Genomic DNA, 20,222 nt, shown 5'->3' on the forward strand with positions numbered 1-20,222 from the left:
ACCGTCGCGGGTCGAAGGTTGTGGGCGGTGCGGCGGCGTTGCGTCGCCGCAGATCGAAGAGGAACAACTGATGACGACATTGCATCGTCCTTCCCGTCGCGGCCACTGGGCGCTGGCGACGTTGGGAGGCGTGATTGGAGTGCTGGGCGCCGTGCTGCTGGCAGGCGGCGTGTGGCTGGCCGCGCTGGGCGGCTCCTGGTATTACGCGCCTGTGGGCGTGGCCTTGCTGATCGCCGGCGTATTGCTGTTTCGCGGTCGCAATGCGGGCGCGTGGTGGTTTGCCGCAGTGGTGGCGGCGACGTTGCCGTGGACGTGGTGGGAATCGGGCAGCGACTACTGGCGTTGGGTACCGCGGCTGGGCTTGATCGTCGGCCTGGCATTCGTGCTGGCGCTGCTGCTGCCGAAGCTGGAGCGCCCGGTGTCGCGTGCGGTGTCGCGCAGCGTGGCCGGCGTTCTGGCGGCGGTGTTCGTGGTGGCCTTCGCGCTCGCCTTCGTGCCGTTTGGGGTGACCGAGGCCGATGGCGCGCTGGCACACGCCGCCGGCATGGCTGCGGGTCTGGTCAAGCGCAGCGCGTCTGCAGCGCCGGCCGCCGCCGACGGGCAGCCGGGCAATGCGCCTGCCGACGACGACTGGGCCGCATATGGACGCAGCCAGGCCGGGCAGCGCTATTCGCCGCTGCAGCAGATCAACCGCGACAACGTTGCACAATTGAAGCAGGCCTGGGTCTTCCACACCGGCGACCTGCCGAGCAAGCGCTGGGGTGCGGAAACCACGCCGCTGAAGGTGGGCGACAGCCTGTACCTGTGCACCGCGCGCAATCAGGTGATCGCGCTGGATGCCGCCAGTGGCAAGGAGCGTTGGCGTTACGATCCCAAGGTCAAGGACGAGGCGATTCCGTATACGGCCGCCTGCCGTGGTGTGTCGTACTACCAGGTGCCGGCGGCAGCCAACGACGCCGCCGCAACGGTGGCAGCGGATGGGGCGCCGCTGTGCCGCACGCGTATCATCGAAGGCACGCTGGATGGCCGCCTGATCGCGCTGGATGCGCGTAGCGGCAAGCCGTGCACGGATTTCGGCAACAACGGTCAGGTCGATATCACCGTCGGCATGGGGCAGACGCCGCCGGGTTATGTGTCGATCAATTCGCCGCCCGCCATCGTGCGCGGGGTGGTGGTCACCGGCCATCAGGTGCTGGACGGGCAGAAGCGTTACGAGCCGTCCGGTGTGATCGAGGGCTTCGATGCGGTGACCGGCCAATTGCGCTGGGCCTGGGACATGACCCATCCGGACTGGAACGGCGCACCACCGCCGGGCCAGACCTGGACGCGTGGCACGCCGAACATGTGGACCACCGCCGCGGCCGACGAACAGCTGGGCTATGTGTATCTGCCGATGGGCAACTCCACCGCCGATTACTGGAGCAGCTCGCGCACGCCGCAGGAGAATCGCTACGCGACCTCGCTGGTGGCGCTGGATGTCACCACCGGCAAGCCGGTGTGGAATTTCCAGACCACGCATATCGATGCGTGGGATTACGACCTGGGCTCGCAGCCGAGCCTGATCGACTTCCCCAAGGACGGTGTCAACGTGCCGGCGGTGTTGTTGCCGAGCAAGCAGGGCGAGTTGTACGTGCTGGATCGGCGTACCGGCAAGCCGCTGGTAGGCGTGGAAGAACGCGCAGTGCCAGGTGGTGGCGTGGAGCCGCAGATGCGTGCCAAGACCCAGCCGTTTTCGCTGTACCACACGCTGCGCAAGCCGGATCTGACCGAGCGCGACATGTGGGGAATGACGCCGATCGATCAGCTGGTGTGCCGCATCCAGTTCCGCAAGGCCAGCTACAAGGGCATCTACACGCCGCCGGAAGCCGACCGTCATTCGATCGAATATCCCGGCTACAACGGCGGTTCGGATTGGGGCAGCGTGTCGGTGGACCCGCAGCGCGGCGTGATCGTGGCCAACTACAACGACATGCCTAACTACAACCTGCTGGTGCCGCGCGCCAAGGCCGACAAACTGGGCTGGGCACCGCGCGATGAAGTGCGCGGCGATGCTGGTGGCGCGGAAGGTGCGGGCGATCCGCAGGCCGGCACGCCGTATGCGATCAACGTCAACGCCGGCTGGCGCCTGCCGTTCACCAAGCTGCTGTGCAAGCAGCCACCGTATGGCGGCATCCGTGCGATCGATCTGGCCAGCGGCAAGACGCTCTGGGACCGCCCGTTCGGCAGCGCACGCGGCAATGGTCCGTTCGGCATCCGCTCTGGTCTGCCGATCGAGATCGGCACGCCCAACAATGGCGGTTCGGTGGTGACGGCCAGTGGCTTGATCTTCATTGCCGCAGCCACCGACGACCTGATCCGCGCCATCGATTTGGCCACTGGCAAGGAGCTGTGGCATGCCAAGCTGCCGGCCGGCGGCCAGGCCAACCCGATGGTCTACGCCTACAACGGCCGCGAGTATCTGGTGATCATGGCCGGCGGCCACCACTTCATGGAAACGCCCGCAGGCGATGCCGTGGTGGCCTACGCGCTGCCGCAGCAGGCACCATGACGCAGGCAGCGGTCAAACCCGCCAACCAAGGCAGGCCGGCCATTCCCGAGGCCTGAAACGAAAAAGCGCACCGCAAGCGGTGCGCTTTTTTTATGGGCAATCGCATCACAGCAGTCGCTGCATCAGGAAGCGGTCAAACAGCATGCATCTACCTGTTGACCCAACAGAACCCGCACCCACGCTCTTACGATTCCCGATTCCCGATTCCCGATTCCCGACTCCCGACTCACCCAACGTTAGCCGCAACCGCATCTTCCATCACCGCATCGCGCACATCCTGCGCCAGCGTGGCCTTGACGATGATCGAACGGATGGCATCGGTGGCATCCGACAGCGGCACATCGCTGCTCAGGCGCTGGAAGGTGTCGCGGCTGTTGTAGCCGGACCCGTCCTTAAGATAGTGGTCGTACATCGACAGCAGGTCCTGGCAGGCGGTGATCAGCGCCGCGACGTTGCCGCGCAACAGGGCATAGCCGATCTGGTCGAAGCTGTGCAGGCAATCGGCCAGCCAATGCAGGTCGTAGCGGGCGGTGGCCGGTTCCGGCGCAGTGTGGCCGCGGCTGTAGGCGCTGTAGCGGCGCAGGCTGCGTGCCACCCGTGCGACGTGCGCGAACAACGTGCCGATCTCGTTGGCGATATCCAGCCGCTGCACCATCACCATCGGAATCACCTGGCTGTCGGCAGCCGGCGCCTGTTCGGCGGCCGTCTGTTCCTGCTGCTCCAGCGATTGCTTGAGGACGGTGTAGCTGCGCTGCAGCGATTCCAGCTCCAGCACGCTGGCGGCCGCACGCGCCTTCGCCTGCGAGAGCGCAGCCTGGTAGCGGGCAAGGCTGTCCTGGGTGCTGGCGAGCTGGCCGGATTCGGCGCGCAGCTGGCGGCCACGCACAAACGCCAGCACGGTGGCAATCAGCGCCCAGAGCGCGAATGCAGGCACCAGGTAGATCAAGATGCCCATGGAGATCCCTCGAAACGTTGCATACCTTGTCGGCCCGCACGCGGCGGACTTGAGGGCAATCGTCGAGAATGTGATGGGCAACGATGTCCTCGCTTGCAACCCGAAGCCGGAAGCTTTCGCGCCCCCTTACCAAAGGCACGTGGCGGGCGGTATCCCGGCATGCTCGAATCAGCGCACCCGCCAGCCCGGAGCCTTGCATGCGCAGATGGATCGATCGCTGGCCGCCAACGCTGCGGCGCGTCCGCTCAGCCGGACTGATCTGGGTCGTGATGTGTGCCACCGCGCATGCCGCGCCAGCTATGCCGTCATCGGCACCCGCGCAGGTGGGTTACAGCGAGGCCACGGACCTGTTCAATCTGCTGGATAACCTGTCGGACTGGTTGCCGGGCTATACGGCGCCCGTGTATCGCAGCTATTTCGAAACCCATTGCGGGCTGGACCCGGCCGATCGTGCAGCACTTGTGGCCTACGCAGCTTTCCGTCGGCGTACCTCGGGGCTGGCAAAGGACGACGATCTGGAGATGCTCGACCGCGTGTTTGCGCCAGATGCCACCCGTGAGGTGGATCCTTTCTCGCGGCATTTCCTCGGGAATGCGGGATTTGAGGCGTCAGCGGACGACGCCATTGCCGAGCAGTCGGCAGACGATCAGGCGATGTTGCGCGCGTATTTTGCCCGCTTCGTTCCGCGTGCCAGGCGCGTGGTCGCCGTTGCACCACGTTTCGAGCAACAGGCGCGCGAGCTGGGCGAGGAACTGTCCAAGCCCGCCGTCTCGCGGTTGGCAGCGCAGATGCGGGCATTCTTTGCAGTGCCGGAGCCTGCGGTGTTCCAGGCAAGATTCGTCTGGTGGCCGGAGCCGGACACCACCCAGGCCAAGGTACGCGGACGCACCATGCTGCTGTATTCGCAGCATGATGCGCGTGCCGGCACGGCCTCGATGGACTGGGCGCCGATCGTGTTGCATGAATTGAGTCATTACCTGTCTGCGGGGCAGCCCTTGGCGCGCAAACGCATGCTCGCTGCCAACTTCGTGCGGCTGTGTCCGGGTGCGGCCACCTTGCGTAACCCGCTCAACGCGCTGGAAGAGCCGTTGGCGATCTACTGGGGGCAGTATCGATTCGAGCAGGCGGTGCGCGGGCGTTCGCTGTCGCCGTCGTCGCAGTGGTACATCCAGGCGGACGCCGATCGCGCGGCGAAGGCGATCGCAGCGGCCTATCCAGCAAGCGGGGCGGCACCGGTGCTCGATGACAACGCATTGCTGGCCGCTGCTGCATCGGCCTGCAAGTAGACCTGATGGAGCTGGAAGCCGCCGGCAGAACGCAGCGGATCGTCGTCGCCTGCTGCGGATGGTGCGCTCACAACCGGTGATCTCCGCGTGCTGCGTGCCGACAGCGTGCGGCGTGCACGCGGTCGGCGAGGGAACTCGGGCCGAGAATCCTCAGCCGAGAATGCCCGGCAAATCCAGGTCTTTTTGCTTCGCGCAGTCGGTGGCGATGGCGTAGCCGGCATCGGCGTGGCGCATCACGCCGGTGGCCGGGTCGTTCCAGAGCACGCGCTCCAGACGTCTGTCGGCCGCCTCGCTGCCGTCGCAGACGATGACCATGCCGGCGTGTTGCGAGAAGCCCATGCCGACGCCGCCGCCATGATGCAGCGACACCCAGGTCGCACCGGACGCGGTATTGAGCAGGGCATTGAGCAGCGGCCAGTCGGAGACCGCATCCGAGCCGTCGGCCATGGCCTCGGTCTCGCGGTTGGGCGAGGCGACGCTGCCCGAGTCCAGATGATCGCGGCCGATCACCACCGGTGCCTTCAGTTCACCGCTGCGCACCATCGCATTGAAGGCCAGGCCGAGCCGATGGCGGTCGCCCAGACCGACCCAGCAGATTCGCGCAGGCAGGCCCTGGAAGGCGATCTTTTCGGCAGCCATGTCCAGCCAGCGGTGCAGATGCGCATCGTCGGGAATGAGCTCCTTGACCTTGGCATCGGTCTTGGCGATGTCGTCGGGATCGCCACTGAGCGCGACCCAGCGGAACGGGCCGATACCGCGGCAGAACAGCGGCCGGATATAGGCGGGCACGAAGCCCGGGAAGTCGAACGCGTTGTCGACGCCTGTTTCCAGCGCCATCTGGCGCAGGTTGTTGCCGTAATCGACGGTGGGCACGCCGAGTGCGTGGAAGGTGAGCATGGCGCGGATGTGGTTGGCCATCGAGTCGCGCGCGGCCGCTTCCACCTCCGTCGGCGCGCTCACGCGTTTCGCGTCCCATTCCTCCACCGTCCAGCCCTGCGGCAGGTAGCCGTTGATCGGGTCGTGCGCGGAGGTCTGGTCGGTCAGCAGGTCCGGCTTGACCCCGCGTAGCAGCAGTTCGTCCAGCACGTCTGCGACATTGCCGAGCAGGCCGACCGACAGCGGCTTCTTCGCCGTGCACGATTCCTCGATCAGGCGCAGCGCTTCGTCCAGGTCGTCGGTCCAGGTGTCCAGGTAGCCGGTGCGCAGGCGCATGTCGATGCTGGAACGGCGGCATTCCACCGCCAGGCACGAGGCGCCGGCCATTACCGCGGCCAGCGGCTGCGCGCCGCCCATGCCGCCCAGGCCACCGGTGAACAGCCACTTGCCGGCCAGGCTGCCACCATAATGCTGGCGGCCCATCTCCACGAAGGTTTCGTAGGTGCCTTGCACGATGCCTTGCGCGCCGATGTAGATCCAGCTGCCAGCGGTCATCTGGCCGTACATCGCCAGACCCTTGCGATCGAGTTCGTTGAAATGCTCCCAGCTGGCCCAGCGCGGCACCAGGTTGGAGTTGGCGATCAGCACGCGCGGCGCATCGGCATGCGTGCGGAACACCCCGACCGGCTTGCCGGACTGCACCAGCAGGGTCTGGTCGTCGTCCAGGCGGGTCAGCGCGGCGACGATCGCATCGAAGGATTCCCAGTCGCGCGCGGCGCGGCCGATCCCGCCGTAGACCACCAGTTCCTGCGGGCGCTCGGCCACGTCCGGGTCCAGGTTGTTCATCAGCATGCGCAGCGGCGCTTCGGTGAGCCAGCTTTTTGCGGTGAGCGTGGTGCCGGTGGCGGCGCGGATGACGCGGGTTGCATCGTGACGGGTCATGCCGGTTTCCTTGCAATCAACGGTGCGCCGCAGGCGGCGTGGTGGCGGAGGAGTGAGCGGTGGTATTGGCAAACTGCAGGCAGGCCAGCAGCACGTGGCGCAGCACCGCGCGCAGTGCGACCGCATGTGCGGGGGGCCAGGGCGTGGGCCAGTTCTGCGGGGTGATGGTGTCCGGCTCGCGCATATAGCCGCGGCACGCCAGCTCCATCTGCAGCGTATGCACGCCATGCCCGGGTTGCGCGTAATGGCGGGTGATCCAGCCGCCCTTGAAGCGCCCGTTGCGCACGGTGCTCGAGCCGCTGCTGCGGCATAGCTGCTCCACGGCATCGGCCAGGGCCGGATCGCAACTGCGGTCGTCGTTGCTGCCGATGTTGAACTGCGGCAGCTCGCCATCGAACAGATGCGGAATATGCGAGCGGATCGAATGCGCGTCGTAGACCACGATGCTGGCGTGTTGCGTGCGCAGGCGCGCGATCTCGGCAGCGAGCGCAGCGTGATAGGGGTCGAACCACTGCGTGCGGCGCCAGGCGATCTGCGCTTGGTCGGGTTCGGCGCCGTCGGCATACAGCGGTTGGTTGTCGAAGGTGGTCAGTGGACACAGGCCGGTGGTGTTCTGGCCCGGGTACAGGGACGCTCCGCTGGGATCGCGGTTGACGTCGATCACCGAGCGCGAGATCGCGGTGCGCACGGTGGTGGCGCCGAGGGATTGCGCGAAGTCGTACAGCTGATGCACCCACCAATCGGCATCGCGGCGTGCCAGCCAGGGCGAGACGAACTGGTCGACCATCTCCTCGGGCAGCTCGGTGCCGGTATGCGGGAAGCTGAGAATCAGCGGCGCATCGCCGCGGTGGATCTTGAGCCAGGGCAGGGCGCTCATCGCGGTGCGCCTTGTGCTGGTGCGATCGTCAAGACGCGACGATGTCGCGCCTGCATCCGCTCGGCGCGCGGCGCGCAAGCGCGCACCACGGCCTGACGCGCAAGCAGTCCGCGCGCACGTATCGCGCGCAGTGCATGGTCGTCGCGCAGATGCGCGCTCGGCAGTGACGCAAAACCTTGCACGCGCGGACACCACGCTGCCGAGCTCATTCCAGCGGCTGCGACGTGGCGCGTCATGCGTGCTGCTCCACGCCTGGCAAGGCAATGGCGACCGCCTGCGCGAGCGCGCCCGAACGCACCAACGCACTGGCCGCCAGCATGTCGGGATGGAAATAGCGGTCGTCCTGCAGGGTCGGTACCTGCGCGCGCAGCAGGGCGCGCGCGGCTTCCAGCGCGGCGCTGGAGCGCAGCGGCGCATGGAAGTCGCAGCCTTGCACGGCCGCCAGCAGTTCGATGCCGATCACGTGCGCGGCGTTCTCGGCCATCGCCAGCAGACGCCGCGCGCCATGCGCCGCCATCGACACATGATCTTCCTGATTGGCCGAGGTCGGGATTGAATCGACACTGGCCGGATACGCACGCTGCTTGTTTTCCGACACCAGGGCCGCAGCGGTGACCTGCGGAATCATGAAACCGGAATTCAGGCCCGGGCGCGGGGTGAGAAACGCCGGCAGGCCCGACAAGGCCGGGTCGACCAGCATCGCGGTGCGGCGTTCGCTGATCGAGCCGATTTCGCAGACCGCCATCGCCAGCATGTCGGCCGCGAAGGCCACCGGCTCGGCGTGGAAGTTGCCGCCGGACAAGGCCTCGCCGGTATCGCTGAACACCAGCGGGTTATCCGAGACGCCATTGGCCTCGATCTCCAGCGTGCGTGCGGCCTGACGCATGATGTCCAGCGCCGCGCCCATCACCTGCGGCTGGCAGCGCAGGCAGTACGGATCCTGCACGCGCACATCGCCCAGCCGATGCGATTCGCGGATGCTCGAATCGGCCATCAGCGCGCGCAGCGCGGCAGCGGTGGCGATCTGCCCCGGCTGGCCGCGCAAGGCATGGATGCGTGCATCGAACGGCGTGTCCGAGCCCTTGGCCGCTTCCACCGACAGCGCGCCGGTGACCAGCGCGGCCTGCAGCACGGTTTCGATCTCGAACAGCCCGGCCAAGGCGCAGGCGGTGGAGAACTGGGTGCCGTTGAGCAGCGCCAGGCCCTCCTTGGCGCCCAGCACGCGCGGCTGCAGCTGCGCTTGCGCCAGCGCGTCGGCGGCAGGCAGGCGTTGCCCGCCGACGAAGGCTTCGCCGACGCCGATCATCACCGCGGCCAGGTGCGACAGCGGTGCCAGATCGCCCGAGGCACCGACCGAGCCCTGGCACGGCACCACCGGCGTGATGCCCAGGCGCAGCATCGCGTCCAGCAACGCCAGCGTCTGCGGCTGCACCCCGGAAGCACCCTGGGCCAGGCTGGTGAGCTTGAGCGCCATCATCAGCCGCACCACCGGCACCGGCGTGGGCTCGCCGACCCCGGCGGCGTGCGAGAGCACGATATTGCGCTGCAGGGTCTGCAGGTCCTCGCGTTCGATGCGCACGCTGGCCAGCTTGCCGAAGCCGGTATTGACGCCATACACCGGCTCGCCGCGCGCCACGATGGCCTCCACCGTCTGCGCGCTGCGCAGCACCGCGGCCGCGCAGGCGTCGTCCAGCACGACGTCGGCGCCGCGATACAGCGCACGCCACTGCGCCAGCGTGACCTGGCCGGGCTGCAAGACAATAGAAGCACTCATGATGACTCCGGATTCAGCAGGAATGCCCGCGCCAGACGCGGGCATGAAGAGGGTTGAAGCCCATGCGATAGACCAGGTCGGCTGGCGCATCGATGTCCCAGATCGCCAGGTCGCAATGCAGGCCGGCGCGCAGCCGGCCCAGTCGCTCGCCGCGCCCGAGCGCGCGTGCGGCTTCGCGGGTGAACCCGGCGATGCATTCGTCCACGGTCATGCGGAACAGCGTGGCGGCCATGTTCATCGCCAGCAGCGGGCTGGTCAGCGGCGAGGTGCCCGGATTGCAGTCGGTGGCCAGGGCCAGCGGCACGCCGGCGGCGCGCAACGCCGCGATCGGCGGCAGCTGGGTGTCGCGGGTGAAATAGAACGCGCCCGGCAACAGCACCGCGACGGTGCCGGCGCCGGCCATTGCGGCGATGCCGGCGTCATCCAGGTATTCGATGTGATCGGCCGACAACGCGCCATGGCGTGCGGCCAGTTGCGCGCCATGCTGATTGCTCAGTTGCTCGGCATGGATCTTAATGTACAGGCCGTGCGCCTGCGCGGCGCGGAAGACCTGTTCGGCCTGCGCGGGCGAGAACGCCAGATGCTCGCAGAACACGTCCACCGCCTCGGCAAGCCCTTGCGCGGCGATCGCCGGAATCATCTGCGTGCAGACGGCGTCGATATAGCTCTGCGCATCGCCGCCCGGCGGCACCGCATGCGCACCGAGGAAGGTCGGTACCACTTCGACCTTGCGCAGTGCCGCGAGCTGGCGTGCCACGCGCAGCTGCTTGGTTTCGTCCTCCAGCGTCAGCCCGTAGCCGGATTTGATTTCCAGCGTGGTCACGCCTTCGGCGAGCATGGCGTCCAGGCGCGGCAGGCTGGCGGCCAGCAGCGCTGCGTCGTCGGCGGCGCGGGTGGCGCGCACCGTGGCCACGATGCCGCCGCCGGCTGCGGCAATCTCGGCATAACTGGCACCGCGCAGGCGTTGCTCGAATTCATTGGCGCGATTGCCTGCATACACCAGATGGGTATGGCAATCGATCAGGCCGGGGCTGATCCAGCGGCGCCGGCAATCGTGCGCAACGTCCGGCGTCAGCGCCGGGGCCTGCGCGGCCGGGCCGGCATAGGTGATGCGGCCGTCCTGGCAGGCCAGAACGCCATCGTCCACGATGCCCAGGCCACCATCGGCTGCGTCCAGGGTCATCAGCTGTGCGTTGTGCCAGAGGACGTCGCAATGCATGGCGCAGGCTCGTGGTGTCTGATATGTATATACAATAGAACCGGCAATCAAGGGTGTCCAGTGGCAGACCAACAGGTGCAGGCGTTGTGGGCGGCGCGGGCTCTCTTGCCCGATGGCTGGGCGGGCGACGTGCGGATCACCCTGGCGCAGGGGCGCATCGCCTCGGTGCAGCCCGGCACCGCACCCGCTGCCGGCGACAACCGGGTCGAGCGGCTGCTGCCCGGGCTGGGCAACCTGCATAGCCACGCATTCCAGCGCGGCATGGCCGGGCTGACCGAAGTGGGCGGGCGCAGTGGCGACAGTTTCTGGAGCTGGCGCGAGTTGATGTACCGCTTTGTCGACCGGCTCGATCCGGACAGCCTGCAGGCGATCGCCGAACAGGCCTATGTGGAGATGCTCGAAAGCGGCTTCACCCGCGTCGGCGAATTCCATTACCTGCACCACAGCCCCGGCGGCGCGGCGTATGCGCAGGCCGGCGAAATGTCCGGGCGCATCGCCGCTGCCGCCGCCAATACCGGCATCGGGCTGACGCTGTTGCCGGTGTTCTATGCGCATGCGGATTTCGGTGGCGTGGCGCCCAGCGCAGCGCAGCGTCGTTTGATCCACGACATCGACGGCTTCGCGCGGTTGCTGGACGACTGCAAGGGCAGCCTGAAAACATTGCCGGATGCCGTGCTCGGGCTGGCGCCACACAGCCTGCGCGCGGTCACGCCGGAGCAGTTGGCGGCGCTGGTGCCACTCACCGATGGGCCGATCCACATCCATATCGCCGAGCAGCAGCGCGAGGTCCAGGCCTGCCTGGCCTGGTCCGGCCAGCGCCCGCTGCAGTGGCTGCTGGCCAACGCGCCGGTGGATGCGCGCTGGTGCCTGGTGCATGCCACGCATGTGGACGCGAGCGAGCTGCAGGCCATCGTCGACAGCGGCGCGGTGGTCGGGCTGTGCCCGATCACCGAGGCGAATCTGGGCGACGGCCTGTTCCCGATGCAGGCATTTGCCGCTGCGGGTGGGCGCTTTGGCGTGGGCTCGGATTCGAATGTGTTGATCGACGCAGCCGAAGAACTGCGCCTGCTCGAATACGGCCAGCGTCTGCAGCTACAGGCGCGCAATGTGCTGGCGCAGGCGGGCGCCTCCAGCGGGCGCTGGCTGTTCGAGCAGGCGGGCGAGGGTGCGGCGCAGGCCCTGGGCATTGCGCGCAGCGGCATCCGGGTCGGCGCGTCGGCCGATCTGCTCGAACTGGACCCGACCCATCCGGCGCTGCTGGCACGCAACGACGACGCGCTGCTGGACAGTTGGCTGTTCGCCGCGCGCGGCGGTGCGGTGCGCACTGTCTGGCGCGCCGGGCGAGCGGTGGTGCGCGACGGGCGCCATGTGGATCGCGCGCGGATTGCCGCGCGTTTTGCCGGTGTTCTGCGATCGCTGCTGAGCAAATGAGCGGATGCGCGCACAATGCGGGTCTGACCGGAGACCTGTTTTGACCGCCACCCCCATCGCCGCGCCCGGCACCCTGCATCAACGCATCCGGCAGGATCTGGAACGCCGCATCCACAGTGGCGACTGGCCGCCCGGTCACCGCGTGCCGCCCGAGCACGAGCTGATGGCGCAATACGGCTGCTCGCGCATGACCGTGAACAAGGTGCTCGGCCTGCTTGCCGATGCCGGCATGATCGAACGTCGTCGCCGCACCGGCTCGTTCGTGGCGCGCCCGCATCCGCATCTGGAGCAGGTCGCGTTGTCGATCCCCGACATCGAAGTGGAAATGACCGCGCGCGGCCACGTCTACCGGTTCGCGTTGTTGTCGCGTCGACTGCGCAGCCCGCGCCTGCGCGTGCCGCAGGAGCGGGCCCTGGGCAGCAGCGGCAAGGTGCTGGCGCTGGAAAGCGTGCACCTGGCAGACGGCCGCCCGTTCGCGCTGGAGCAGCGGGTGATCGACACCACCACCGTACCCGAGGCATTGCTGCAGCCGTTCACCGACGTGGCGCCGGGCAGTTGGTTGTTGCGCAACGTGCCGTGGACGCGCGCCGAACACCGCATCAGCGCCGTCAGTGCGGACGCCGCGCAAGCCGAACGCCTGCAGGTGGACGATGGCGCGGCCTGTCTGGTCATCGATCGCCACACCTGGCGCGGCGACCAGCCGGTCACCTACGTGCGGCAGTTGTTCCTGGGCGGATCCTACGACCTGGTGGCACGGTTCGCACCGGGAATGCGCTGACCCTCAAACCTCGCGCGCAGGCGCATGGGGCGATGCATGAATCAGATCGTCGTGCACTGCCGCCAGCGCACCGCCTCCTCCACGCCGGGGCGCGGATTGAGTTGCACGCGCACGGTGCGCAGGTAGGGGTAGCGCTGCAGTTCGCGGCAGATCAACGGCCACGCCGCCGCATCGTCAACCGAGCGATCCACCGCCAGCGTTGCCTGGGTGATCCAGATGCCGCGCACCAGGCCGGGCGTCTGTGCCAGCGCCTTTGACACCTCGCGCTGATAGCCCTGCATGGTCGCCGCATCCGGTTCGGCATCACTTGCCAATGGTGTCGATGCAAGCGGTGCGGCTGATGGCGGCGCGGCCTGCGGCGAGCTCGTGCCCTGCGGTGCAGGTGTTGCAGCAACCGCTGCGGCCACCACCGCTGCCTGCTGCGTGGGCGCAGGCGGCGCCACCGGTTGCAAGGCCAGCACCGTGACCAGCGCCAGGGTTGCCAGCGCTGCACCGGCAATAAGGCTGTGACGGATCGCGCGACGGCGCGCCATGCCGACCACGCCGGTTTCCACATCGCCCGGCAGATAGGGTTTGAGCAAGGGCCACAGACGCACGCCATCCAGCACTTCGATGGACTGCTTCTCGGCGGCCGCCAGGCCTTCGCGTTCCATGCGGCCCTCGGTCACCATCACGCCGCCGCCCGCGCCGGCCAGCCGCGCCATCGCACCCAGCTCGTTCACCGCTGCCACGCCGATGCGGTAGCCGCGCCCGTGCTTGCAGGCCACCAGGCGCGTGCCGTGCTCGGTCTGCATCATGAAGTCGGCCGTCGGCAGGCCGTCCTGCGGCACCTGGGTGGGTTGCCAGCCGCGTTGCTCCTGCAGCACGCGCTGCACCACGGCGGAAAAGTCGCGCCAGTGCATCGACGCCAACGCACGCACGCCCTCGCTGGTTTCGTTGGCACGGCGGCGCACCAGCCACACATAGGCGCACACCACCGCCCACAGCAGCAGGGAAACCACAAGCGCCACAGTCCAGGAAGGCATGAGCATCAAGCGAAGGTATGGCACGTATGACGAAGCGGTGCGCCTAGAAGAATCCTTCGCCGCAGATTCGTCAATGGATCGCGGGCGGCGATACCACGCACCGTGATCCAGATAGCGAAAGACCCGCCAGTCCGAAGCCGTGAGGGGAGGGGAGCAAACGGACTTCGTATTACAGGACTGGCGGGTCCTTCCCGATTGTCTAAAAAATCATGTTGCTTTGCAACATTGCCGGACCGGCTTATTCACCATCGAACGCAGCGCTGCCAGGGCTGGAGTTGCCGCCGGTCGAGCCTGCGCCGGTGGTGTCGCTGCTGGCGGCCTGTGCGGCCTGATTGGCGGTGCGGTTGGCGCGCTTGGTCGCGGCGGTATTGGCGCGCACCTGGGCCTTGAGCGATTCCACCTCGCGGCGCAGGTTTTCCAGTTCGTCCTGCTCGGGGATGTTGAGCGTGCGCAGCACGCCCTTGACGCGTTCGTCGAAGGCCTTGCCCAGCTTGTCCCAACCGCGTACTGCGGTGTCGCGTGCCTGCTCGAACTGGGTCTCCACCTCTTCGCGCAGCTCATCGACGCTTTCGGCTGCCTTGCGCTGGCCGCTGCGCTCGTAGGCTGCGCCTTCGCGCACCAGTGAGTCGAACAACTTGCCACCCTCGCTCTGCACCCGTCCCAGCGCACCGAGCCCGGCCAGCCACACCGTCTGCGCCGATTCGCCGAGCCGGCGCGAAATCTGTTCTGCCTGCGCTTGGAAGCCGTGCGCGGCATCATCGCGCTTGCCGTTCTGATCGTATCCGGTCGTCATGGAATGCTCCTGTGGGTTGCCAAAGTGACGTTGCCTTCACCCTAGTCCCGGCACTGCATCGAGCAGGTGAAGCACGCTCAGAGCATCCGCCTGCAACGGGCCGCGCGGGTGACTTGTCGCTGAAGCACCGGCGCGGTCAGGGCATGGCCTGGCGATCAGGCCCGGACCAGCGACGCGGCATGCTCAGGCGAGTTTTTCGGCCAGCAGGCGACGGATCTCCGACTCCACCATCGGCTGCATCGCCGACAACAGGAAGCCGAGCTCGGCGGTGACATGTACCTGCTGCGGCAGCAGGGTGATTGCCCCATCCACGCCGGCCCGCGCGATGCGCAAGGTATCGCCTTCCCAATGCGAGGCGACGCCATAGCGATCGGTCAACTTGCGCGCCGCCGCGTCGATCGCTGCGCGGGCCTGGGCCGGCGACAAGGCATGGTCGTGGCGGATATCGATGCTGGACATGGGTTCCATGGGGAAGACGAAAGAAGCGTGCATTGTGCGCATGCGCGGGCCAGGCTCCAAGTGCGGCGCGCGTGTGGCCGAGCAGCGACGCCACTTCGGTGCCGTACCTGCGTCGGCAGGACGCCGGTCACATTGTTGGCCGCGGCGCGGGGCAAACCTGCTAGGCTGCGGCGGGTGCGCGATCTGCAAGTTCATTTCACCCACCGGCAGCAGCCGGATCATTCCCTCAAGCCCGGCGTCCACCGGATCGTCCGCCATGCCTCCGGCAGCGTGCGGGTGGTTGCCGATGCGCAGGGTGCGTTGCTGTTGGCGCAGTTCTGCCTGGACCAGCGCGGGCTGTGGCTGCAGGTGGCCAACGGGATCCGCGGCATCCACGTTAACGGACGTCCCGTGCGGCGCATGGCGCTATTGCGCCCCGGCGATGCGATCTACGCCGACGGCGTGGAGATGCTCCTGCGCAGTGCGCCATCGAGCGCGCCGGCCAACGACGTTGCAGACGACGATGCCGGCCTGAGCGAGGTCTGTCTGCTGTTGCGCGGGCTGGGCGGCCGCCATCACGGGCGCAGCTTCACGCTGGACCGCTCACGCCTGGTCGGCAGCGGCCCGGCTGCGGACATCGTCATCGACGACCCGGCCTTCGCCGCGCAGCACGCGCGCCTGGAACGTCACGGCGACCGCGTGCTGATCCGCGATCTCGGTTCGGAAGAAGGCAGCTGGATCAACGGCGTACAGGTGCGCGACGGCTGGCTGCAGGCCGGCGACCAGGTTGTGTTCGATGCCCGCCACCGCTTTGTCGTGGAGGTGCCGCGGATCCATCACGGCACCACCTGGGACCTTCCCGAGTCGGAGCCGTTGCCGCCACCACGCGCGCCTGGCGAGCCGGTGCGTGCGCCGGTCAAGGTTGCACGCTGGCCATGGCTGCTGCTCAGCGCGGTGTTGCTGGCGGCGGCGTTGAGCGCCTTGCTGTGGTTTGGCGCGCGCTGAGTTTCTTCCAGATCCGCCAGCCCAGCAGCACCGCCAGGATGCCGGCATACAACGCCGGTTCGCGGATGTCGGATTTCACCAGCCACCAGAAATGCAGCACTGCTAGCAGCCCGATCGGGTAGATCAGCATGTGCAGGCGGCCCCAGTTGCGCTTGAGCCGCCGCATCCAGCCCTGGGTGGAGGTGATCGCCAGCGGCACCAACAGCAGCCATGCCGCAAAGCCCACCGTGATGTAGGGGCGCTTGAGGATCTCCTCGAAGATCTGCGTCCAGAAGCCGCGCAGATCCAGGCTCAGGTAGGCCGCCAGATGCACGCTGGCGTAGAAGAATGCGTACAGCCCGAGCATGCGCCGGAAGCGGATCAGCGTCGCCTGCCCGGTGAGCTGGCGCAGCGGCGTGATCGCCAGGGTGATCAACAGGAAGCGCAGCGCCCACAGCCCGGTGCGGTGCTCGATCTCGGCCACCGGATCGGCGCCCAGCGCATCGCTGCCGGTTTGCCATACCTGCCAGAACTGCCAGCCGAGCAAGGCGATCGGCGTCAGCGCGGCGACATGCACCAGCGTCTTGGCGGCGATCAGGGATGCGGAGGTCTTGGCCATGCGATCTCGAAGAAGGAAGCGATGCCGCACGGGCATCAACATGCATCGTAGGAGCGCTCCCGGGCGCGACGGGCATTCCTGGTGACGTCCGTCGCGCCCGGGTGCGCTCCTATGCGGGGGGGCATCACTGCCTTAGAACCACTTCTTCAGGTCCATCCCCGCGTACAGCGAGGCGACCTGGTCCGCATAGCCATTGAACGGCTTGGTCGCGATGCGCTCGGCGAACAACTTGCTGGCGGTGCCGGCGATCCGGCGCTCGGTCTTCTGGCTCCAGCGTGGGTGATCCACCGCCGGATTGACGTTGGAAAAGAAGCCGTACTCGGACGGCTGCAGATCGTGCCACGCGGTCTCGGGCATCTTTTCGACAAAGCGGATTTCCACGATCGACTTGATGCTCTTGAAGCCGTACTTCCACGGCACCACCAGCCGCAGCGGCGCACCGTTCTGCTGCGGCAGCGGCTTGCCGTACAGGCCGGTGGCCAACAGGGTCAGCGGATGCATCGCTTCGTCGATGCGCAGGCCTTCGCGGTACGGCCAGTTGATCGAGCGGTAGCGCACGCCGGGCATCTGCTGCGGATCAGCCAGCGTGGTGAATGCCACGTACTTGGCCTTGGAAGTCGGGGCGAAGCGCTTGAGCACCTCACCCAGCGGCACGCCCGTCCACGGGATCACCATCGACCAGCCTTCCACGCAGCGCAGCCGGTAAATGCGTTCCTCCGCGCTGATGCCCTTGAGCAACTCGTCCAGCGACAGGCTGCCGGGCTTTTCGCATTCGCCGCTGACCTTCACCGACCACGGCGACAGCTTGAGGGTCTTGGCGGCCTTGGACGGGTCGGTCTTGTCGGTGCCGAACTCGTAGAAGTTGTTGTAGCTGGTGACGTCTTCCAGCCGGGTCAGTTCCTCGGCGGTACGGAAGCCGCTGCGCGCCTGCGCCGGGGTCACCACGGTCTTGGGCGGAGGCGGCGGATCGGCCTCGGCGCAGCCGGCCACGCCCAGCGCCGGGGTCAGCGCAAACAGCTGCAGCAGCCGGCGTCGGTCGCGGTAGACGGCCTCATCGGTGATCTCGCTGGACGGCGTCTTCAAGACATCGCGAAGGGACATGGCTCGCTCCTGACAGTGGCTGCTGATGAGAATACCGGACCATGGTGATGACGCTGCCGATGGTCTACGCAAACCATACGTCGCCGTGGGTGAGAAGGATGCACATGCAACTTTTCTGCAACGCTGCCAAGGCCGGTGCGCTGCGGCATACTAGAAGGCTAGCTCGACAAGGTGTGCCATGACACGCGCGTTCAATTTCAGTGCCGGCCCTGCGACATTGCCGGAATCGGTCCTGCGCCAGGCGCAGGAAGAGATGGTCGAGTGGAACGGCGTCGGCGCCTCGATCGTGGAAATCAGCCACCGCAGCGCCGATTTCATGGCCGTGGCGGCCGCGGCCGAAGCCGATCTGCGCACCCTGTTGTCGATTCCCGACGATTACGCGGTGCTGTTCACTGCCGGTGGCGCCACCACCATCCAGGCGCTGCTGCCGCTAAATTTCGCCGCACCCGGCCAGGCCGCCGACTACGTGATCACCGGCCACTGGGGCAAGACCGCGATCAAGCAGGCGGCCACCTATGTGGATGCGCGCATTGCCGCAGACGGCCAGGCGGGCGGCTTCACCGACATTCCGCCAGTGGCCAGCTGGACCTTGTCGCCGCACTCGGCCTACGTGCACATCACCGCCAACGAAACCATCCACGGCGTCGAGTTCCGCGACACGCCGGCGGTGGGCACCCTGCCGCTGTTTGCCGATTTCAGTTCGTCGATCGCCTCCGAGCCGCTGGATGTCTCGCGCTACGGGCTGATCTATGCCGGCGCGCAGAAGAATCTGGGCCCGGTCGGCATCTCGGTGCTGATCGTGCGGCGCGACCTGCTCGAACGCGCCGGCCAGCCGCGTGCGGACATCTTCAACTACGCCTCGCATGCCGCCCGCGATTCGATGCTCAACACGCCGCCGACCTGGAACTGGTATCTGCTCGGACTCACCGTGAAGTGGATGCTGGAGCAGGGCGGGGTGGACGAATTCGCCCGCCGCAACGCCGAAAAGGCCGCGCTGGTGTATGGCGCGATCGATGGTTCCGGCGGGTTCTATCGCAACCTGGTCAAGCCGGCGGTGCGCTCGCGCATGAATATCCCGTTCTTCCTGGCCGACGAGCAGCTGGATGCGTTGTTCGTCAGCGAATCCAAGGCAGCCGGTCTGCTGGCGCTGAAGGGGCACAAGGCGGTCGGTGGCATTCGCGCGTCCTTGTACAACGCGATGCCGGTGGCGGGCGCGCAGGCGCTGGCGAGCTTCATGCACGACTTCCAGCAGCGTCACGGCTGAGTCTTTTTTCGACCGCGGCGCATGCCGCGCAGGCGCATGCGCCGCAATTTCAAGGAATGCCGAGCGATGGCTCCCAAGTCCAGCAAGCCCAGTGCCGCCACCGGCGGCAAGACCAAACCGGCAGGCAAGTCCGCCGCCAAGTCCGCGGCCAACGCCTCAGACAAGCGCGCGATCAAGCCGGCCACCGCTGCGCCGGTGCTGGCCGATGTGCGCGCCAAGATCGACGAGATCGACCGCACCATCCAGGCGTTGATCGCCGAACGCGCCAACTTTGCCCACCAGGTCGGCAAGGCCAAGGGCAAGCTCGCCGCGGCGGTGGATTACTACCGGCCCGAGCGCGAGGCGCAGGTGCTGCGCATGGTTGTGGACCGCAACGAAGGCCCGCTCAGCGATGAAGTGCTGGTGCATGTGTACCGCGAAATCATGTCCGCGTGCCTGGCCCAGCAGGAGCCGTTGAAGATCGGCTATCTCGGCCCGGAAGGCACCTTCAGCCAGCAGGCGGTGCTCAAGCACTTCGGCCGTTCGGCAGTTGGCCTGCCGATGGCAACCATCGAGGAAGTGTTCCAGGAAGTGGAAGCCGGCAATGCCGATTTCGGCGTGGTGCCGGTGGAAAATTCCGGCCAGGGCACCATCCAGGTCACCCTGGACATGTTCCTGACCTCCAACCTGAAAATCTGCGGCGAAGTCGAGTTGCGCGTGCACCAGTACCTGCTCTCGCGCAACGGCCGGCTGGAAGACATCGAGCGCATCTACGCGCATTCGCAGTCGTTTGCGCAGACCGCCGGTTGGCTGCGTTCGCACCTGCCCAAGGTCGAGAAGATCGCCGTTTCCAGCAATGCCGAAGGCGCACGCCGCGCCCGCAATGCCGAGGACGCCGCGGCGATCGGCGGCGAGAGCGCCGCGCATGTATATGGCTTGAAGAAAGTCATCATGAAGTCGATCGAAGACGACGACGACAACACCACGCGTTTTCTGGTGATCGGCCGGCAGATCTTTCCCACCTCCGGGCATGACCGCACCTCGGTGCTGGTGTTCATCCACGACAAGCCGGGTGCGTTGTTCGACGTGCTCAGCCCGTTCGCGCGGCATGGCATCAGCATGAACCGCATCGAGTCGCGTCCCTCGCACCAGGCCAAGTGGGAATACGGCTTCTTCATCGACCTGGCCGGCCACGTGGAAGACGAGGCGATGAAGCAGGCGCTGGCCGAACTGGAAGCGCACTCGGCGCAGATCAAGGTGCTGGGCTCGTACCCGGTCGCCATTCCCTGAGCGCCGGGCGTCACGCCAGCGCCGTCCTGACGGGCGCGCCGTC

18 protein-coding genes are annotated in these 20,222 nt (G+C 67.2%); 8 read left to right on the top strand and 10 right to left on the bottom strand.

The features are described 5' to 3' along the window. Positions 1-70 precede the first annotated feature (70 nt). Entirely contained in the window at positions 71-2,548 is a 2,478-nt protein-coding gene (locus KHN93_RS08535) for a membrane-bound PQQ-dependent dehydrogenase, glucose/quinate/shikimate family (RefSeq protein ID WP_104559186.1), read from the top strand. Positions 2,549-2,774: 226 nt separating this feature from the next. Here the strand turns inward: KHN93_RS08535 and KHN93_RS08540 are convergent, their stop codons facing one another. Further along, positions 2,775-3,503, bottom strand: a complete 729-nt coding sequence (locus tag KHN93_RS08540) for a hypothetical protein (protein WP_039514302.1) — start codon at positions 3,501-3,503, stop codon at positions 2,775-2,777. A gap of 197 nt (positions 3,504-3,700) precedes the next feature. On the opposite strand from KHN93_RS08540, the gene KHN93_RS08545 reads away from it, so the two are divergent. After that, complete coding sequence (locus KHN93_RS08545) at positions 3,701-4,789, top strand: hypothetical protein (protein ID WP_104559187.1); 1,089 nt, start codon at positions 3,701-3,703, stop codon at positions 4,787-4,789. A 150-nt stretch (positions 4,790-4,939) separates the two neighbouring features. On the opposite strand, the gene hutU is transcribed toward KHN93_RS08545, so the two are convergent. Further along, entirely contained in the window at positions 4,940-6,607 is a 1,668-nt protein-coding gene (gene hutU, locus KHN93_RS08550; RefSeq protein WP_212579388.1) for a urocanate hydratase, read from the bottom strand. 16 nt (positions 6,608-6,623) lie between these two features. After that, on the bottom strand, positions 6,624-7,484 hold the full coding sequence (gene hutG / locus KHN93_RS08555) for an N-formylglutamate deformylase (protein WP_212579389.1): 861 nt from the start codon (positions 7,482-7,484) through the stop codon (positions 6,624-6,626). 41 nt (positions 7,485-7,525) lie between these two features. Between hutG and KHN93_RS21665 the strand changes: the two genes are divergently transcribed. Continuing rightward, positions 7,526-7,651, top strand: coding sequence for a hypothetical protein (locus KHN93_RS21665; protein WP_256468801.1), 126 nt, complete (start codon positions 7,526-7,528; stop codon positions 7,649-7,651). Between the two features lie 65 nt (positions 7,652-7,716). On the opposite strand, the gene hutH is transcribed toward KHN93_RS21665, so the two are convergent. Both hutH and hutI read right to left on the bottom strand, forming a co-directional pair. Then, positions 7,717-9,258 carry a histidine ammonia-lyase gene (gene hutH / locus KHN93_RS08560; protein ID WP_047124979.1) on the bottom strand — a complete coding sequence of 514 codons (1,542 nt, stop codon included), beginning with the start codon at positions 9,256-9,258 and terminating at the stop codon, positions 7,717-7,719. Positions 9,259-9,271: 13 nt separating this feature from the next. After that, complete coding sequence (gene hutI, locus KHN93_RS08565) at positions 9,272-10,477, bottom strand: imidazolonepropionase (protein WP_104559190.1); 1,206 nt, start codon at positions 10,475-10,477, stop codon at positions 9,272-9,274. 60 nt (positions 10,478-10,537) lie between these two features. Between hutI and KHN93_RS08570 the strand changes: the two genes are divergently transcribed. Both KHN93_RS08570 and hutC read left to right on the top strand, forming a co-directional pair. Then, the gene (locus KHN93_RS08570; protein ID WP_212579390.1) at positions 10,538-11,908 is read left to right on the top strand and encodes a formimidoylglutamate deiminase; all 1,371 of its coding nucleotides are present in this window, start codon (positions 10,538-10,540) and stop codon (positions 11,906-11,908) included. A 4-nt stretch (positions 11,909-11,912) separates the two neighbouring features. Then, entirely contained in the window at positions 11,913-12,686 is a 774-nt protein-coding gene (gene hutC, locus KHN93_RS08575; protein ID WP_225879984.1) for a histidine utilization transcriptional repressor HutC, read from the top strand. A gap of 41 nt (positions 12,687-12,727) precedes the next feature. On the opposite strand, the gene KHN93_RS08580 is transcribed toward hutC, so the two are convergent. The 3 genes from KHN93_RS08580 to KHN93_RS08590 all read right to left on the bottom strand — a co-directional run bounded on the left by KHN93_RS08580 (position 12,728) and on the right by KHN93_RS08590 (position 14,963). Next, positions 12,728-13,717, bottom strand: coding sequence for a restriction endonuclease (locus KHN93_RS08580; RefSeq protein ID WP_212579391.1), 990 nt, complete (start codon positions 13,715-13,717; stop codon positions 12,728-12,730). A 232-nt stretch (positions 13,718-13,949) separates the two neighbouring features. Next, positions 13,950-14,504: a phasin family protein gene (locus KHN93_RS08585; RefSeq protein ID WP_053054366.1), complete on the bottom strand. Its 555-nt coding sequence runs from the start codon at positions 14,502-14,504 to the stop codon at positions 13,950-13,952. A gap of 183 nt (positions 14,505-14,687) precedes the next feature. Next, positions 14,688-14,963: a polyhydroxyalkanoic acid system family protein gene (locus KHN93_RS08590; protein ID WP_026064847.1), complete on the bottom strand. Its 276-nt coding sequence runs from the start codon at positions 14,961-14,963 to the stop codon at positions 14,688-14,690. Positions 14,964-15,137: 174 nt separating this feature from the next. Here KHN93_RS08590 and KHN93_RS08595 point away from each other — a divergent pair, with 174 nt between their 5' ends. Continuing rightward, positions 15,138-15,947 carry an FHA domain-containing protein gene (locus KHN93_RS08595; RefSeq protein ID WP_212579392.1) on the top strand — a complete coding sequence of 270 codons (810 nt, stop codon included), beginning with the start codon at positions 15,138-15,140 and terminating at the stop codon, positions 15,945-15,947. Here the strand turns inward: KHN93_RS08595 and msrQ are convergent. Continuing rightward, entirely contained in the window at positions 15,889-16,545 is a 657-nt protein-coding gene (gene msrQ, locus KHN93_RS08600) for a protein-methionine-sulfoxide reductase heme-binding subunit MsrQ (RefSeq protein ID WP_104559193.1), read from the bottom strand. The two genes, KHN93_RS08595 and msrQ, sit on opposite strands and share 59 nt — an antisense overlap. Positions 16,546-16,677: 132 nt before the next feature. Beyond that, complete coding sequence (msrP, locus tag KHN93_RS08605) at positions 16,678-17,646, bottom strand: protein-methionine-sulfoxide reductase catalytic subunit MsrP (protein WP_024940184.1); 969 nt, start codon at positions 17,644-17,646, stop codon at positions 16,678-16,680. A 178-nt stretch (positions 17,647-17,824) separates the two neighbouring features. Between msrP and serC the strand changes: the two genes are divergently transcribed. Both serC and pheA read left to right on the top strand, forming a co-directional pair. After that, entirely contained in the window at positions 17,825-18,910 is a 1,086-nt protein-coding gene (gene serC / locus KHN93_RS08610; RefSeq protein WP_024940183.1) for a phosphoserine transaminase, read from the top strand. Positions 18,911-18,976: 66 nt separating this feature from the next. Next, on the top strand, positions 18,977-20,179 hold the full coding sequence (pheA, locus tag KHN93_RS08615; protein ID WP_039520680.1) for a prephenate dehydratase: 1,203 nt from the start codon (positions 18,977-18,979) through the stop codon (positions 20,177-20,179). Positions 20,180-20,222 lie beyond the last annotated feature (43 nt).

This window comes from Xanthomonas arboricola pv. juglandis (assembly GCF_905367715.1).
Lineage (GTDB): Bacteria > Pseudomonadota > Gammaproteobacteria > Xanthomonadales > Xanthomonadaceae > Xanthomonas > Xanthomonas arboricola.